The 15,310-nt window shown below is 48.0% G+C and carries 16 protein-coding genes and 1 riboswitch; of the genes, 6 read left to right on the plus strand and 10 right to left on the minus strand.

The window, feature by feature from the left end:
- Window positions 1–27: 27 nt before the first annotated feature.
- A riboswitch (Lysine riboswitch) is annotated at window positions 28–203 on the minus strand.
- A gap of 669 nt (window positions 204–872) precedes the next feature.
- Window positions 873–2,615, plus strand: a complete 1,743-nt coding sequence (locus V6B33_RS17255; RefSeq protein WP_334218927.1) for an ABC transporter ATP-binding protein — start codon at window positions 873–875, stop codon at window positions 2,613–2,615.
- 49 nt (window positions 2,616–2,664) lie between these two features.
- Here the strand turns inward: V6B33_RS17255 and V6B33_RS17260 are convergent, their stop codons facing one another.
- Window positions 2,665–3,135, minus strand: coding sequence for a DinB family protein (locus V6B33_RS17260; RefSeq protein WP_334218928.1), 471 nt, complete (start codon window positions 3,133–3,135; stop codon window positions 2,665–2,667).
- A 371-nt stretch (window positions 3,136–3,506) separates the two neighbouring features.
- On the opposite strand from V6B33_RS17260, the gene ahpC reads away from it, so the two are divergent.
- Both ahpC and ahpF read left to right on the plus strand, forming a co-directional pair.
- Window positions 3,507–4,070, plus strand: coding sequence for an alkyl hydroperoxide reductase subunit C (gene ahpC, locus V6B33_RS17265; protein WP_334218929.1), 564 nt, complete (start codon window positions 3,507–3,509; stop codon window positions 4,068–4,070).
- A gap of 12 nt (window positions 4,071–4,082) precedes the next feature.
- Entirely contained in the window at window positions 4,083–5,615 is a 1,533-nt protein-coding gene (gene ahpF, locus V6B33_RS17270; protein ID WP_334218930.1) for an alkyl hydroperoxide reductase subunit F, read from the plus strand.
- A gap of 121 nt (window positions 5,616–5,736) precedes the next feature.
- Here ahpF and V6B33_RS17275 read toward each other — a convergent pair whose 3' ends face one another.
- The 8 genes from V6B33_RS17275 to V6B33_RS17310 form a co-directional block, all read right to left on the minus strand.
- Window positions 5,737–6,783 (minus strand): NAD-dependent epimerase/dehydratase family protein, encoded by a 1,047-nt coding sequence (locus V6B33_RS17275; protein ID WP_334218931.1) that lies wholly within the window; start codon window positions 6,781–6,783, stop codon window positions 5,737–5,739.
- A 108-nt stretch (window positions 6,784–6,891) separates the two neighbouring features.
- Window positions 6,892–7,983 (minus strand): ABC transporter permease, encoded by a 1,092-nt coding sequence (locus V6B33_RS17280; RefSeq protein WP_334218932.1) that lies wholly within the window; start codon window positions 7,981–7,983, stop codon window positions 6,892–6,894.
- Window positions 7,980–8,906 (minus strand): ABC transporter ATP-binding protein, encoded by a 927-nt coding sequence (locus tag V6B33_RS17285; protein ID WP_334218933.1) that lies wholly within the window; start codon window positions 8,904–8,906, stop codon window positions 7,980–7,982. The genes V6B33_RS17280 and V6B33_RS17285 overlap by 4 nt, the downstream gene beginning before the upstream one ends.
- A gap of 63 nt (window positions 8,907–8,969) precedes the next feature.
- Entirely contained in the window at window positions 8,970–9,398 is a 429-nt protein-coding gene (locus tag V6B33_RS17290; RefSeq protein WP_334218934.1) for a DUF6526 family protein, read from the minus strand.
- A 155-nt stretch (window positions 9,399–9,553) separates the two neighbouring features.
- Complete coding sequence (locus V6B33_RS17295) at window positions 9,554–10,387, minus strand: SDR family oxidoreductase (protein ID WP_334218935.1); 834 nt, start codon at window positions 10,385–10,387, stop codon at window positions 9,554–9,556.
- A 283-nt stretch (window positions 10,388–10,670) separates the two neighbouring features.
- Window positions 10,671–11,273: a response regulator transcription factor gene (locus V6B33_RS17300; protein ID WP_334218936.1), complete on the minus strand. Its 603-nt coding sequence runs from the start codon at window positions 11,271–11,273 to the stop codon at window positions 10,671–10,673.
- Window positions 11,270–12,361: a sensor histidine kinase gene (locus tag V6B33_RS17305; protein WP_334218937.1), complete on the minus strand. Its 1,092-nt coding sequence runs from the start codon at window positions 12,359–12,361 to the stop codon at window positions 11,270–11,272. Before V6B33_RS17305 ends, V6B33_RS17300 begins: the two co-directional genes overlap by 4 nt.
- A 68-nt stretch (window positions 12,362–12,429) precedes the next feature.
- Window positions 12,430–12,813: a hypothetical protein gene (locus tag V6B33_RS17310; protein ID WP_334218938.1), complete on the minus strand. Its 384-nt coding sequence runs from the start codon at window positions 12,811–12,813 to the stop codon at window positions 12,430–12,432.
- Window positions 12,814–13,041: 228 nt separating this feature from the next.
- Between V6B33_RS17310 and V6B33_RS17315 the strand changes: the two genes are divergently transcribed.
- The 3 genes from V6B33_RS17315 to V6B33_RS17325 all read left to right on the plus strand — a co-directional run bounded on the left by V6B33_RS17315 (window position 13,042) and on the right by V6B33_RS17325 (window position 14,271).
- Window positions 13,042–13,209: a hypothetical protein gene (locus V6B33_RS17315; protein WP_334218939.1), complete on the plus strand. Its 168-nt coding sequence runs from the start codon at window positions 13,042–13,044 to the stop codon at window positions 13,207–13,209.
- Between the two features lie 162 nt (window positions 13,210–13,371).
- Window positions 13,372–13,536 carry a hypothetical protein gene (locus V6B33_RS17320; RefSeq protein ID WP_334218940.1) on the plus strand — a complete coding sequence of 55 codons (165 nt, stop codon included), beginning with the start codon at window positions 13,372–13,374 and terminating at the stop codon, window positions 13,534–13,536.
- A 27-nt stretch (window positions 13,537–13,563) separates the two neighbouring features.
- Window positions 13,564–14,271 carry a DNA alkylation repair protein gene (locus V6B33_RS17325; RefSeq protein WP_334218941.1) on the plus strand — a complete coding sequence of 236 codons (708 nt, stop codon included), beginning with the start codon at window positions 13,564–13,566 and terminating at the stop codon, window positions 14,269–14,271.
- 69 nt (window positions 14,272–14,340) lie between these two features.
- On the opposite strand, the gene V6B33_RS17330 is transcribed toward V6B33_RS17325, so the two are convergent.
- Window positions 14,341–15,183 (minus strand): aldo/keto reductase, encoded by an 843-nt coding sequence (locus V6B33_RS17330; protein ID WP_334218942.1) that lies wholly within the window; start codon window positions 15,181–15,183, stop codon window positions 14,341–14,343.
- Window positions 15,184–15,310 lie beyond the last annotated feature (127 nt).

Here is a 15,310-nt window from a genome sequence, read left to right on the forward strand (position 1 = left end):
ACGTCCTGAAGAATTCTGTATTAACATCTCTTCAATAGTTCTCCACAACGTGACCATTGTGACAGTCTGACACTTGTTCAATGTCAGCCCAACAAGAAACCGAATGGCTGCTTCTCGTTTCGGCGATCTGCCTTTCACTTTCCATCCCCGGATCCTTCATCCTCAGGAAAGTTACTCCTCATTCTCGCGCCTCTATTATCAGAGAGTAAGTTTATCAATTTGTAAAATCACTATACATCGAGTTGGAAAAGTTGTCAATCAATTCTATGCAGAATTTAATTTGAATAGGGCGGGCAGGGGGCAGGTTCCTTGGTTCAGGTATGGGGAATGAGGCGTAACGGAAAATTATAGAACCTAAAACTTTAGTAGATTGGTGAATATAAAATTATTAAAAAGACACTTTAGTAGGGTCATTCTGTTATTTTTTTCTCTATTTTCGTGTAAAAATTATGGAAGGGGCTTGAAACACAGCCTCTTTCACACACTAGCCCTCCCTCTGTAAGTGGATTTGGACCCCTATTAAATAATTGCGCCGGTTTCAGAATTATTGAGCCCGATCTCAGATAATTGCGCCAGATCTCCAATTATTGCGCCTCTTTCACGATAATTGAGCTTCTTTTTAATTAATTGCGCGGCTTGTCGAATTTTCTTCAGAACCTACGCAGCAGAACCCTTAATGAAATTTTTGAAAATTCACTTTTCAACTCCCGGATTAAATCATACAATAAACATAACCAACAAAAAGGAGGCAGTTTACATGAGAAACATGAACGAGTTAACCGTACCAACATATAAGGGTGGAACGCCTTTTTAACGTTACGGTCTTCCCCCTTATATGTGTTTAGTGAAAAAACACAATAAAGGGGTACTTTATGCATTTTCCAGTTAAGAAATTTCTTTCGTATTATAAACCTTATTTCAGAGTGTTCATGGTGGTATTGGCCTGTGCGCTGATCACTTCTTCACTGACCCTTGTCTTTCCTTTGCTCGTCCGTTATGTGACGAAGGATGTGCTGGAAGGAGGTCTGGCGACAGCGATTGTTGACGTGTTATGGGTCGGGGGCTTGATGATCGTTCTGGTGATTGTGCAGAACATCGGAAATTATGTGGTCGATTATAAAGGGCACGAGATCGGGGCCCGCATGGAAAGCGATTTGCGCAGTGAGTTGTTTTCCCATATGCAGAAGCTTTCTTTCAGCTTTTATGATAAACAAAAGACGGGCCAGCTGATGACGCGGGTGACAAATGATCTATTATTGGTTTCCGAGCTTTATCATCACGGGCCGGAGGATTACGTAAAGTATCTTGTCCGGTTTCTTGGAGCGTTTGTGATCCTGCTTTTCATCAATGCGCCTCTTACGATACTCGTATTTTGCTTTTTTCCGATTCTCGGTTTCTTTTCACTGTATTTCAATAAGAGACTGAACCGGGCACTCACCGATAACAAAGAACGGATCGGGGACATCAATGCACAGGTAGAGGATACGTTGTCCGGGATCCGCGTCGTTCAATCGTTCGCCAATGAGCCGCTCGAAATCAACAAATTCAACAGGGAGAATGATCGTTTTCTCGAAAGCCGGAAAGACACGTATAAGGCAGAGGCCTATTTCTATAACGGCACGGAAGCCTTCATACAGATGATTACCATCACCGTCGTCATTGCCGGGGCTATTCAAATCGTGAATGCGTCGCTTGATTTGCCTGACCTTATCACATTCCTGCTCTATATCGGTTTCATGGTAGAGCCGATCCAGCGGCTCACTCACATGAGCACCCAATTCCAGGAAGGAATCACAGGTTTTCAACGGTTCATCGAAATCATGAATACAGAACCCGACATCGGGAATGCTCCTGATCCGAAAGCAATACCGCTGGTCAAGGGCCGCATTGAGTTCAGGAACGTCTCCTTTCATTACGACACGTCAACAAAGCCTGTATTTGAACATCTGTCACTTGACATCCAACCGGGAGAATACACAGCCATCGTCGGACCGTCCGGGGGTGGCAAGACTACCTTGAGCTCTTTGATCCCGCGTTTTTACGACACAACAACTGGCGGCATCTTTGTAGATGGGGAGAATGTGAAAGACCTGGATCTGAAATTCCTCAGAAACAACATAGGAATCGTTCATCAGGATGTCTACCTTTTTTCAGGAACCGTCATGGAAAACATCCGGTACGGGGATCCCGACGCAACCGATGAAGAAGTGATGACAGCAGCAAAACGGGCCAACGCCCACGAGTTCATCACCCGCCTGCCAAACGGGTACCATTCCGATATCGGCCAGCGCGGCGTCCGGCTGTCCGGCGGCCAGAAACAGCGGCTCAGCATCGCCCGCGTATTTCTGAAGAACCCGCCGATCCTCATTCTCGATGAAGCTACCAGTGCGCTGGACAATGAGAGTGAAAGCATCGTGAAGGAGTCACTCGATTCCCTGGCAAATGGAAGAACGACACTTGTGATCGCGCACCGCCTTTCCACCATACGGAATGCCGGCCGAATCGTCGTCATATCTGACGGAAGAATTGTAGAAGAGGGTACACATGAAGCACTGCTTGAAAGGGATGGTCCTTATTCACAATTATATTCCAGGCAGTTTGAGGTTTTGGGATAAAGAAGGGGCTCTCCGACTTTACTAGTTGGAGAGCCCTTCTTTTGGATTCCTAACGCCGTGACGGCCACGATCCCTGCATTTTTCTAACCTGAATGATCTGACCCGTGTGATAGGCGTCGTGAAGGAAGATATCCAGCAATTCAGCTTCAAGTGACTGTTGATCAAGTTCTTCGACGGTCATTTCACTCAACTTCTTCCTTAACCTCAGATGAACGGTTACGGCACGTTCAACGACTTTCCTCCACTCTTCATCCTCACCGGATTGTTCAGTCAACTGGAAATTTTCATCCCCGCTGAGATGCTGTGTCCATTCACGGCCATCCAGCTTCGCCACTAGCCTCTCTTTATAATATATGAGATGATTCACGTTTTCCCAGACTGATTTTACGTCTTCACCCGGAGGTTTCCATCTTGCCTGCTCCGCAGTGATTCCTTCCATGCCATCTTTCAAGGGAGCATACCAGCTCTCCTTATCAAACGTCGAATCCAGCACACTGGTCAGCAATTGTATCCGATCCACAGCAAACGCCTCCTTGATTTTAATAAAACATACCGATTACGATTATTCGTATAACCATTTCGCCAATCTGCATTGAAAATCCTGCACGTACATCTAAATGCCACTCCTGCACTACGGTTAAGCTTCACCGTAATGGTGACGGGATTCGATTATTGTAATTGGGTACTTCATCCTTCCGGCGGATCACAGCACCTCCCCTTCGAAGATCTATGCACTAACTAAACAGCGCCAATCGAATCTATCAAAATAATAAAATCTTCTTCCTTGACAAATTTTGCGCCTTATATAATAATAAATATCGAATTAGAATTATTATAAACTATTAATAATTCTCAATCACATTCTACTATCTACTAGGAGGAATTTACATTATGTCTTTAATCGGATCAGAAGTAAAACCATTCACAGCACAAGCATACAAGGACGGAGAGTTTATCACTGTCACGGACGAAAGCCTGAAAGGTCAATGGAGCATTTTCTGCTTCTACCCTGCAGATTTCACTTTCGTATGCCCAACTGAACTTGAAGACCTTCAAAATAACTACGAAGCTCTTAAAGCTCTTGGAGTTGAAGTATATTCTGTATCAACAGATACTCACTTTACACATAAAGGCTGGCACGACAGCTCTGAAAAAATCGGTAAAATTAAATATGGGATGATCGGTGATCCGTCTCAAACCATCTCACGCAACTTCGATGTGTTGAACGAAGAAGAAGGTCTTGCTGACCGCGGTACGTTCATCATCGATCCGGATGGTGTCATCCAAACAGTTGAAATCAATGCTGGCGGCATCGGCCGTGACGCAGATATCCTGATCAGCAAAATCAAGGCTGCACAATATGTGCGTAATAATCCAGGTGAAGTTTGCCCGGCTAAATGGCAGGAAGGTTCTGAAACACTTAAGCCAAGCCTTGATCTAGTTGGTAAATTATAAGGAGTGCAGTACATGATGCTGGAAGCAGATATTAAGGCACAATTAGAACAGTACCTGCAGATGATGGAAGGCGATATTGTCCTGAAAGTCTCGGCAGGTGAAGATGGCACTTCAAAGGACATGCTGGCTCTCGTCGAGGAGCTTTCATCCATGTCCTCCAACATCCGTGTCGAGAAAGCTGATTTACCCAGAACACCAAGCTTCAGCGTGAATCGTGCCGGAGAGGAAGATACCGGTGTCACGTTTGCCGGTATCCCGCTCGGACACGAGTTCACTTCATTGGTGCTTGCTCTTCTTCAAGTCAGCGGCAGAGCGCCAAAGGTGGATCAGAGCGTCATCGATCAAATCAAGAGCGTTAAAGGTGAACATCACTTTGAAACGTATGTCAGCCTGAGCTGCCATAACTGTCCTGATGTCGTCCAGGCCCTGAACATCATGAGTGTGCTCAATCCGAACATCACTCACACGATGATTGACGGTGCTGCATACAAAGAAGAGGCGGAATACAAGAACATCATGGCCGTGCCATCCGTTTACTTGAATGCTGAATTCTTCAGCGGCGGTCGTACGACACTGGAAGAAATCCTTGCGAAAATCGTTGAGGGACCGGATGCAGATGAACTTTCCAACAAGGATCCATACGACGTCCTTGTTGTCGGAGGCGGCCCGGCAGGTTCCAGTGCGGCGATTTATGCTGCACGTAAAGGAATCCGTACGGGTATCGTAGCCGAACGCTTCGGCGGACAGGTCCTTGACACGATGAGCATCGAGAACTTCATCAGTGTCAAGCAGACAGAAGGCCCTAAGCTTGTCGCTAGCCTTGAAGAACACGTGAAGGACTACGGCATCGATGTCATGAACCTTCAGCGTGCCAAGCGCCTTGAAAAGAAAGACATGATCGAACTTGAACTCGAAAACGGCGCCGTCCTTAAGAGTAAGAGCCTGATCATCTCGACAGGCGCCCGCTGGAGAAACATCGGCGTCCCCGGCGAGCAGGAATTCAAGAACAAGGGTGTGGCATACTGCCCTCACTGTGACGGACCATTATTCGAAGGAAAAGACGTGGCCGTTATCGGCGGCGGAAACTCCGGTGTCGAAGCAGCGATCGACCTTGCCGGTATCGTCAACCGTGTAACGGTTCTCGAGTTCAACTCTGAACTGAAAGCCGACGACGTCCTGCAAAAACGTCTTCACAGTCTTCCGAATGTGACGGTCATCACCAATGCACAGACACAGGAAATCACCGGAACCGACAAAGTGAATGGGATCACTTATACGGATCGCGATTCACATGAGGAACACCACATCGAACTGCAAGGTGTCTTTGTCCAGATCGGTCTTGTACCGAATACAGACTGGCTTGACGAATCAATCGAACGCACACGCTTCGGTGAAATTGTGGTCGATAAACATGGTGCTACAAGCCTTCCTGGTGTATTTGCAGCCGGAGACTGTACAGATAGTGCATACAACCAGATCATCATCTCAATGGGATCAGGAGCGACAGCCTCATTAGGCGCGTTTGACTACCTCATCCGCAATTAATATAAGCCGCTTTTCTACTAGTATTTTGTAGAAAAGCGGCTTTCTTTTTGCCATGAAGACAGGTCCCGCGGCTCATCAAGCCACGTTACCTGTCCCCATGGTTTCTCTAATCATCACCGCTTCACAATGAACCGGTTCGGTTTTTGTTAAACCACAACTCCAGCAGCTCCTTCTCCCTATCAGGAGAAATACCCGCTTTCAACTCCGTCTCCCCCCTTGCTTCCTCCCACTTATAAACTTCATGGATCGTATCTTCAAGAGGGCGGAAAGAAAGACCCGTGCGAACGGCCTTCTCAACACTTACAGAAGAAGCCCCTTTCCAAGGTTCAGTTTCTCCTTCCAGCGGAAAATGTTCAGGAACCCATAAAGGCATCTCTGTCCACGGCTGGACACCGTGATCGATCAGGAACTGTTCACTTGCCCACACGAATTCAGCATCGCTGTCCGTGACGGATTTGCATGTGTTCAATAGCTCTTCCATTGTCACTTCAGGAGCAGGGCCCGTTACATTATATGTGCCCGAGTTTCTTTGCTCGGCCATATCGAATATCCAGGATGCGGCATCTTTTACATCAATTAATTGAACAGGCCTGTCAGGACGCCCCGGCACCAGTGTTTTCCCACCGGCTGCGACGCGCTTGATCCAATACGGGAGCCGGTCGGAATAGTCGAATTCCCCAACAAGCAGCCCCGCCCGGACATGCAGGACACGTTCCCTCCACTGTTTCTCTGCTTCACTCTCACAATGGGCTTTCAGCTGGCCGTAATACTCATAAGGAGAAACATTTCCTTCTTCCACCTCATTCAATACCTCATCCGTAAGGCGGGAATGAAGTCGATAGTCCTCCGTCAGATGAGGAGGAATCCAGTCCTTGTATACCGAGATGCTTGAAATATACGTATAATGCTCGATCTGATCACCGATTGCAGCTGCCACTTTTGTGATTTGATGAGGTGCAAATCCGCATGTGTCCATGACCACATCCCATTTTCGGTTCTCAAGAACGGTCACATCTTTGTCCCTGTCACCAATCAACTGCTCCACTTCGGGAAATACTTCTTGATTGTTTCCGCGGTTGAACAAGGTGACGTCGTGCCCCCTCTTCAATGCTTCATCTGTCAACGCTCTTCCCAAAAAACGTGTACCTCCAATAATCAGGACCTTCATCGAATTCCCCCATTTCTATAAAAATTGCTTTCATTTTATATAACGGATTTCGTTTGAAAAAAGATACGGGGGTGGATGAATCATAGCCGTAAGGATGGCCATTTCACCTTACTCCCATTTAAACACCCAGCTGGCAATCGCAAATCCGCCAACAAGCCATGCACCTAATATAAGCGTCTCCGTCCCCAATGCAAAAAACGAAGTCCCGATATTCATCGTCTCCCGCAGTGCAGAAGTCAGATGAGCGATCGGCAGCACCTTCACAATCGGCTGGATGATGTCCGGCATATTGTTGATCGGAAAGAATACGCCGCCGAGGAATAGGAGCGGAAACGACACAAATCCTGCTATCGGCCCCGCACTTTCCGGATTCTTCGCCATTCCTGCAATGATAAAGCCGATTGCCATGAACGCAAGGGTTCCGAGCACAATGAAGAATATCAGGGCAAGCCATGATCCCGCGACATTGATGTCAAAGATAAGGTTGGCAATCAGTACAACCAGCAATGCCTGTGTCCCGTTCAGCAGGAGGCGGGCTGTGATCTGCGCTGCGATGAACGTCGACGCTTTCAGTCTCGTCCCCTGCATCCGGCGGAGGATCCCGCGTTCACGCCAGGCAGAGATCTGTCCTGCGACCCCGTTCATGTTGTTGCTCATGATCATCATCGCGACGATGCCCGGTACGAGGAAGTCGATATAGCGGATGTTCAGTGCCTCGATCCCCACTTTCTCAATCTTCACCAATGGCTGGTAATCAACCAGATCCTTGCTGTATTGATCGATGATCCCGTTCACAGCGGTGAGTCCAAGCTCTGCAGTGGTGAGGTTCTTCTCGTTATAATAAACGGGAACGGTGAATGCCCCGTCCCTATCCTTAAGACTCGACCCGTAGCCTTCCGGAATTTCGATGAGAAGCTGGATATCCCCGCCTTCAACGGCTTCCTTGCCAGCCTTCACTGTTTTATAATCTTCTGTTTCAATGCCTTCATTTTCATAAAATAATTTCTTCAATTCCTTCGATTCATCAGTTCCGTCACGATCGACGACCCCTGCCGTCAGTGAAAGGGAATCCCCGCCGCCGACGAAGGATCCGAGGGCAACCATCAGGATGACAGGGAAGAGCAGTGTGAAGAACAGGACCTGTTTGTTTCGTGCAAAAATTCGTAATTGAGCCAGCGTCAACTGCCAGTAAGCTCTCATGATTCGCGCAGCCTCCTTCCTGTCATATGGATGAATACATCCTCAAGCGTTGCCTGACGTGTCTGCAGGTCCCCGATTTTCAAGTCGTGTCCGGCCGACACCGCAATCAGCGAAGTCAATGCAAGCTGGAGGTCATCTGTATACAGTTGGACGAATGTATCCTTAATCGCCGCTTCCTCGACGCCGTCCATTTTCATGAACCATTCCTGCTCGGGCGGGTTTTCCAGATGAAATTCGACCGTACTTGTCGACTGCAGCGTCTTCACGAGATTCGCCGGGGTGTCGAGTGCGATCAGCTCCCCTTGATCCATGATGCCGATGCGGTCACAGAGCACATGGGCTTCGTCCATATAATGCGTCGAGAGAATCACCGTCTTCCCCCGATCCTTCAATCGCAGAACGATATCCCACAATGTCCTCCTTGCCTGCGGATCCAGTCCGGTCGTAGGCTCATCGAGAAACACAATCGCAGGGTCATGAATCAGCGCAAGCGCAATCGCCAGCCGCTGCTTCTGCCCGCCTGAGAGCCCTTTGATCCGGTCGTTCCGCTTCTCGCTCAACAGCATATCCTCGATCAGCCGATCGATATCCACATGACTGGGATAAAAACTCGCATACAGATGAAGGATCTCTTCCACCTTCAATAATTCAAAGAGAGAAGTCGACTGAAGCTGAACTCCGATCACTTCCTTCACTTTATTCACATGTTTCCGGACATCGTGACCGGCTAAACTCGCCGTGCCTTCATCAGGCTTCCGGAGACCGACAAGCATCTCGATCGTCGTCGTCTTCCCCGCGCCGTTTGGACCAAGCAAGCCAAAGATTTCCCCTTTCTCCACCTGAAATTCAACGCCATTCACCGCGGTAAATGAGCCATATTTCTTCATCAATCCTTTTACATCAACCATTACTTCACTGTGCATAACAATCCTCCTGTCAGAAAAAAAAGGTACCGCCCATGCGTTGAGCGGTCCGTTCACAGTTGTCTATACGCGATGATGATCCTCACGCCAATTTTGTACAGCTTGCTTAATCTCATCCGGTGATAAATTCTCGGACAATGTCCGGTCCACCAATCCAGGAAACTCTTCATCCGGAGCGAAACGAAGCGCAACCACCTGCTTTACAGTCAGATCGGGATCAAGCACATTCCCCGTCAAACGATAATACCGGAAATTTTCCTCCCCGCGGATCGTTCTGTCCTGAACCTGAAGCGCATATAATCTCAACTTCACCATGATGAGCAGAAATGTGATAGTCGTAAACAGCACGATGAAACTAAGCAGCAACTCCGTGGTCACGTTTTTCACAAAGAACACAATCGATAGAATCAGTGTCACAACCGTCAGCAGTGTAATCCAATGATGATAAATCGGATCGACCTTACTGTGATTTTCATAGTTTTGCTGTTTCATATGTACCTCCTGTGCGTGATAGGTTCATTATATACCAGTTGACGAGTGGTTGGAGAAATGTGACAAAAAAGGATACTGAAAAATGTTTTTACGTATCCAGAGGGACAGGTATCCCGGCTCACAGATCACGAGCGGGTTACCCTGGTTCAAAACATCTACATCGTAAACGGCGGAATATACCGCCCATCCACATCCGTGAACTCATACTCTTTCGCCAAGTCCCCCGCCTTCAACACCTTGCCGCTTTTCTCCATTACATCCTGATCCTTTGCCAAAGCCGCAATCGCACGTCCGATATAAAAAGGAGTTTCGGTTTTCTTCAGATCTTCCGATTCCTCCCAATTCTCCTCCTCTGCCCCGTGATGTTCCAACACAAGCTCGGTCCTCATGAATCCTGGCGAAACAGCCATAACGGCAATATTGTCCGGCTTTAACTCGACGGAAAGTCCGTACGCCATCCGAACAAGTGCATTTTTTGCTAAATCATAATAAAACTGTCCGGTGTAACTGCCATCGTCCCAGAAAGTCGTGTGGATGATGAGGCCTTCCCCATTCTCCCGAAGCAGCGGGATGGCATAATGATTCGTCGCCAGCTGAGCACGCACACCAGCCGTGAACATTGTATCCCAATGCGCAAGCGGCAGCTCCCAGAACAAACCGGATTCAACGCCGAGATCATGCGCTCCCCACACATTATTGACGAGGATATCCAACTTCCCCTGTTCTTCGCGAATTTGGCGGATGACGGCTTCCGTTTCCGCATCGATCGTGTGATTACAACGCACCGCGATCCCTTTTCCGCCCGCAGCATTGATTTCAGCAGCCGTATCATCGACCGTACCCGGCCAATCATTCGTCGAGTTCCCTTTCGTACTGCGGCCCGTCACGTATACCGTCGCACCTGCCTTCCCCAACTCAATGGCAATCCCGCGACCGGCCCCCCTGCTCCCGCCTGTCACCAATGCAACCTTTCCAGCTAATGATTTCATGACACCTTCATTCCTTTCTGGTTAAGATACTCTTATTATAAGGTTATCACTATGTAGTAAGTTGCTTCTAAGCTGTCTTCTTAATTGCACTACTTAATTGAGCCAAATCTCAAATAATCGTGCAGTATTCATTTTATTATGCCGATTGTCGAATCCCCTATTTTCAACAAGCGATTCTTCTCTTGTCAAAAATAAAAGATTTCAAATCAATGTCTGCAAGCTTCCTGGTCCACCCAGCCTATGTCAAAAACACCAATAGCACTGGCCGCAACCACGTCCCCGCTCAATCTATCCACCCTTTCCTCTTCGCAATCATGACCGCGTCGATCCGATTCTTCGCTTCCACCTTTTGGATGATCTCAGATATATAATTCCGGATGGTGGGAGGAGAAAGAAAGAGCGTCCCGCTTATATCGGAAACGGAGTCCCCTTTTTCCAAGTGGCGGAGGACTTCCTGTTCCCTGATCGTCAGAGGATTGACTTCTTCAAACATCGTATGCGAGAGCTGGGGACTGAATACTTTATTTCCCTTGAGGATCGAACGCAGATTGTCAGCAAGTTTCGTAACCGGGGCGTCCTTTAATAAATATCCCCTGACACCTGCCTGGATCGCCCGCTGAAGATAACCGCTCCGTGCAAATGTCGTCACGATCGCAACGCGGCACGGATGGTCTTCATTCTGCAGGGTCTTCGCGACGTCCAGTCCGTTCAGCACGGGCATCTCGATATCGAGGAGGGCGATATCCGGCGAACAGCTCCGGATCAGAACCAGCGCCTGTTCTCCGTTTTCGGCTTCCCCGATGACTTCGATGTCATCCTCCATCGACAGCAATCTGCCCATTGCCCCTCTCAGCATTCCTTGATCTTCTGCTATGATCACTCTCATTCCTGCGCCTCCTTCACTGGAACATCCACCTTTGGTACGGTGATGGTCACTTTTACTCCCTGTTCCATACTTGCCTCGAAGTCCAACCGTCCTTCAATCATGGAAAGCCGCTCTTTCATGCCGAATAAACCGCTCCCGCTCTGCCTATCCATCTTCTCCGGCCCCTGTCCGTCGTCCTCGACCTGAAGGGTATACGATCCGTTCGTTTCGTTAATCCGGATCCAGCACCGGTCCGCCCGGCTGTGCTTCACGACATTCGTGGCACATTCCCTGAGACACAAACCGAGTATTTTCCCGATGACCGGCGGGATCTCATCCACCCGGTCCACCACCTCTACATGCAAACCGGCAGACCTCAGCATCCCAGTCGCTTGAAGAATCTCATCAGACAGACTCACCGATTGCAAATCACTGACCAGCTTCCGTGTCTGCACCAAAGTATTCCTGATGATATCCTGAAGTTCCTTCGCCTCTTCGACCGCTTCATCCGGCTCACCTGGAATCAGCCGTTCGATCAATTCCCCTTTCAACGTCAAAAGGGACAAAGTGTGTCCGAGCGTATCATGCAGATCCCTGGAGATCCGTCCCCTTTCCTCGAGCTTCACGAGCCTGATGATTTCCTCATTCGCCCCTTGAAGCTCAGCCTTCATTTCATAGTGCAGCTGCTGCACCCGAAGAAAATAGGGTACACCCAGCAGAAAAACAAGAACGGTCACCCATGCCCAATCCTCTTCCCCTAAGCGCGCCCCTCCGTAATACAAAGCCGTCAACGTATACACGATCAAAAGGAATCCATTGAGCACCGTTATCCGGAAGAACGATGACAATTGCCCCGTCACAATGACCGGATAGATTCCATACCAGCAATTCCAAGGGGAAAAGAACACCATCAACAGACATACACACAGATGCTGAATGACGATCAGCATCTCACGGTGAACCGTCTGTGCCATGCTCCGCCAGAAAGCCAACGCCAGCACAATAAACAGTACATACCCGTACCAATCATCGCCAAAGGGAAGAAACACCATACTCAAAGAAGGAATGATCAGCAATGTCATCCAATTGAATTTGATTGGAGTCTTCACGCCTTCTCCTCCTTCCTCTTCAAAAATGCTATACCTATTGTTTTAACAAAACACGTCTGAAGTCCTCTTTATTTTCCAGAAGAATTCGCTTTGCGCATCCAGATCGGGATCCACGCAATAGAGAGTGTGGCCACGAGCGCATGTATCGTGTTCGCCACGCCTGCAATGCCGGGTTCTGCAGGATAAGCCCAATCATACAAAGAAAGCAGGATACCGACAGCGGCCGTGATCACCCCGTAATACAGCCTTGGTCTCTTCGTTTCACCTGCCAATTTGGAATAAATGTATGCACCGATCACATTGACCACTACACACATCACAATAATTGACACAGGCGTCATCTTTTCAAAACTTACATCCAGCCAAAAACACAGCACCTGATACAATATAATCGCAGCCGCCCCCGAAACCAGACCGACCGCCGAACCAACCTTCAACACTTTCTTCATCACTGCACCAACTTTCTCATAACTTGATTCCGGTTTCATCCTATCACGCAAAGGTTTGGGCAAATAGTGATGAATATCATTGCTTGAAGGAAAGAAAGGTCCCTTGCCCTGTTCGGGATAAATATCTATATTTTTCCATATCATATGGTAAGATTGTGACAGAAGCTGTTACCTCACGATTGGTGTTCACCTGCCTTTACCAAAGCTGGTTCTAAAAAAGGAGGTTTCGCAATGGTATGGTTATTTGTTCTGATCCCACTATCCTTTATGGCTGGCGTCGTCATCATCGGCAGCATCAAGGAACACTATTTTTCTCAGGGCTATCTTACGGGTGACTGCTACGACACTCATAAGCCTGAAGGGTATGACGCATTTTGCCGCGCAAAGTGCACCCTTTGAGGGGTAGGACAGGCGGCCATTAATGAGGATACTGCTCAATTGTTATGACAGGGTTGTCTGTTTTTGAAAGGGTTTCCGGTATGCATCGCTGGTTGTGATGCATTTTTTTCACCCTTCTATATCAAAGTAAAAAATTGAGCTTGCCAGGGGGGGGGGAAAGGGTTGGGGTTATTATTCATGCTTCCATTCGTCTTAGGGATGTTCGGTTTGTTCTGTATCACGATTGGACTGTGGGAATTAAGAGTGGGGATTGATCGTAAAAAGTATGCGACTTATATGTTTTCGGGCTTTGTACTTCTTTTTATTGTAAAATTTATATTAGGATAAATCAGATCCATTAAAGGAGCGATTGACATGACATACGAAGAAATCATGGGTATGCTTGAGGAGCTCGGGACGGAGCAGACGAAGCGGATCTTCATGAATCATGGGGTGAAGGAGCCGTATTTCGGTGTGAAAATCGGGGATATGAAGAAGCTGGTCAAATACGTGAAAAAGGATCATGAACTGGCTCTCCGCCTTTATGATTCCGGCAATCACGATGCGATGTATTTGGCGGGGCTGTCGATCAATCCGAAGCTTGTGACGAAGGAAACGCTTGAGGAGTGGGTCCGGAAAGCGTATTGGTATATGGCGGCGGAATATACGGTTGCCGGTGTTGCAGCAGAGAGTGAGTATGCACTGGAGCTTGCCCGGGAATGGATCGACTCCGATGAAGAGATGATCGCGGTTTGCGGCTGGAGTACTTATGCAAACTATTTATCGATTACGCCTGACGGGGAGCTTGACCTGGATGAGATCACTGCGCTGCTTGAACGTGTGAGGAATTCTGTCCATGATGAACGGAACCGCGTTCGCTATGTGATGAACGGGTTTGTCTTGTCGGTCGGGAGCTATGTCCCAGCGCTGCATGAAGCGGCCATGGATGTCGCGGAATCGATTGGAAAGGTGCATGTCGATGTAGGGAATACAGCATGCAAGGTCCCTCTTGCTTCAGAATATATCAAGAAGGTGGCAGCGAAGGATCGCGTCGGGGTGAAGCGGAAGACATGCATATGCTGAGCAACTTGGCTGACTGGGTTAAATAAACGGAAAAACACCCCCGCAATGGAGGTGTTTTTTCAGTCTGTATTACATTTTAAAATCAAACTCATCCGGATCCGGGCCGCTGCGCTTGTTTTCATTCAATTCATCAAGCTGCTTCATCTGTTCTTCTGACAATTCGAAGTCGAAGAGGCTGATGTTTTCTTTCATCCGCGACTCGGTCATGGATTTCGGAATCGTGATGATCCCGTGCTGAAGATCCCAGCGCAGGATGATTTGTGCTGCAGATTTGCCAACAGACTTCGCCATTTCCTGAACCGTGTCGTTCTTCAGTAGTTCCGCATTCATCAATGGTGACCACGCCTCGACTCTGATGTTGTGTTCTTCACAGAACGTGCGCACTTCCTTCTGGGTCAGTTTCGGATGAAATTCAATCTGATTCACGACCGGCTTTATTTCAGCTTCATTCAGCAGTGTTTCGAGATGGTGGACTTCGAAGTTGCTGACACCGATGGATTTGATTCTTCCATCTTTGTAAAGTGCTTGGAGAGCCTTCCATGATTCCATGTATTTGTCTTTCCCCGGCCAATGAATGAGATAAAGGTCAAGATAATCCAGTCCCATTTTCTCCAGGCTTTCCTCGTATGCAGCGATCGTCTCATCATAAGAAAGACCGTCATTCCACACTTTGGATGTAATGAACAGCTCCTCCCTCGTCACAAGTCCTGCATCGATTGCGTTTCGTACACCGTTTCCTACGCTCTTCTCATTTCCGTAAATCGCGGCAGTGTCGATACTTCTGTATCCCATGCGGATCGCAGTCTCAACCGCTTTCTCCAATTCCGTTCCTTCTTCGACACGGAAAACACCGTATCCAAGCTGCGGCATGTCAATGCCATTATTTAAAGTAAGCGATGGTACACTCATCATCAATTCCTCCTTGTTCATTGTTGGACGAACCAGCCTCAGCACATCCTACGTATCAGTATGAACCTTCTCGGAGAATGATGGAAGTAGGCACTTTATTGTGCGATAGGTACTTTTGGGTAATATTTGG

This window comes from Mangrovibacillus sp. Mu-81 (genome assembly GCF_036867415.1).
GTDB lineage: Bacteria > Bacillota > Bacilli > Bacillales > Bacillaceae_B > Rossellomorea.

Bases quoted from the DNA above. Each gene is read 5' to 3' on its own strand.
- V6B33_RS17255 (WP_334218927.1), top strand. From the start codon at position 873: ATGCATTTTCCAGTTAAGAAATTTCTTTCGTATTATAAACCTTATTTC.
- ahpC (WP_334218929.1), top strand. From the start codon at position 3,507: ATGTCTTTAATCGGATCAGAAGTAAAACCATTCACAGCACAAGCATAC.
- ahpF (WP_334218930.1), top strand. From the start codon at position 4,083: ATGATGCTGGAAGCAGATATTAAGGCACAATTAGAACAGTACCTGCAG.
- V6B33_RS17275 (WP_334218931.1), bottom strand. From the start codon at position 6,783: ATGAAGGTCCTGATTATTGGAGGTACACGTTTTTTGGGAAGAGCGTTG.
- V6B33_RS17280 (WP_334218932.1), bottom strand. From the start codon at position 7,983: ATGAGAGCTTACTGGCAGTTGACGCTGGCTCAATTACGAATTTTTGCA.
- V6B33_RS17285 (WP_334218933.1), bottom strand. From the start codon at position 8,906: ATGCACAGTGAAGTAATGGTTGATGTAAAAGGATTGATGAAGAAATAT.
- V6B33_RS17290 (WP_334218934.1), bottom strand. From the start codon at position 9,398: ATGAAACAGCAAAACTATGAAAATCACAGTAAGGTCGATCCGATTTAT.
- V6B33_RS17295 (WP_334218935.1), bottom strand. From the start codon at position 10,387: ATGAAATCATTAGCTGGAAAGGTTGCATTGGTGACAGGCGGGAGCAGG.
- V6B33_RS17300 (WP_334218936.1), bottom strand. From the start codon at position 11,273: ATGAGAGTGATCATAGCAGAAGATCAAGGAATGCTGAGAGGGGCAATG.
- V6B33_RS17315 (WP_334218939.1), top strand. From the start codon at position 13,042: ATGGTATGGTTATTTGTTCTGATCCCACTATCCTTTATGGCTGGCGTC.
- V6B33_RS17325 (WP_334218941.1), top strand. From the start codon at position 13,564: ATGACATACGAAGAAATCATGGGTATGCTTGAGGAGCTCGGGACGGAG.
- V6B33_RS17330 (WP_334218942.1), bottom strand. From the start codon at position 15,183: ATGATGAGTGTACCATCGCTTACTTTAAATAATGGCATTGACATGCCG.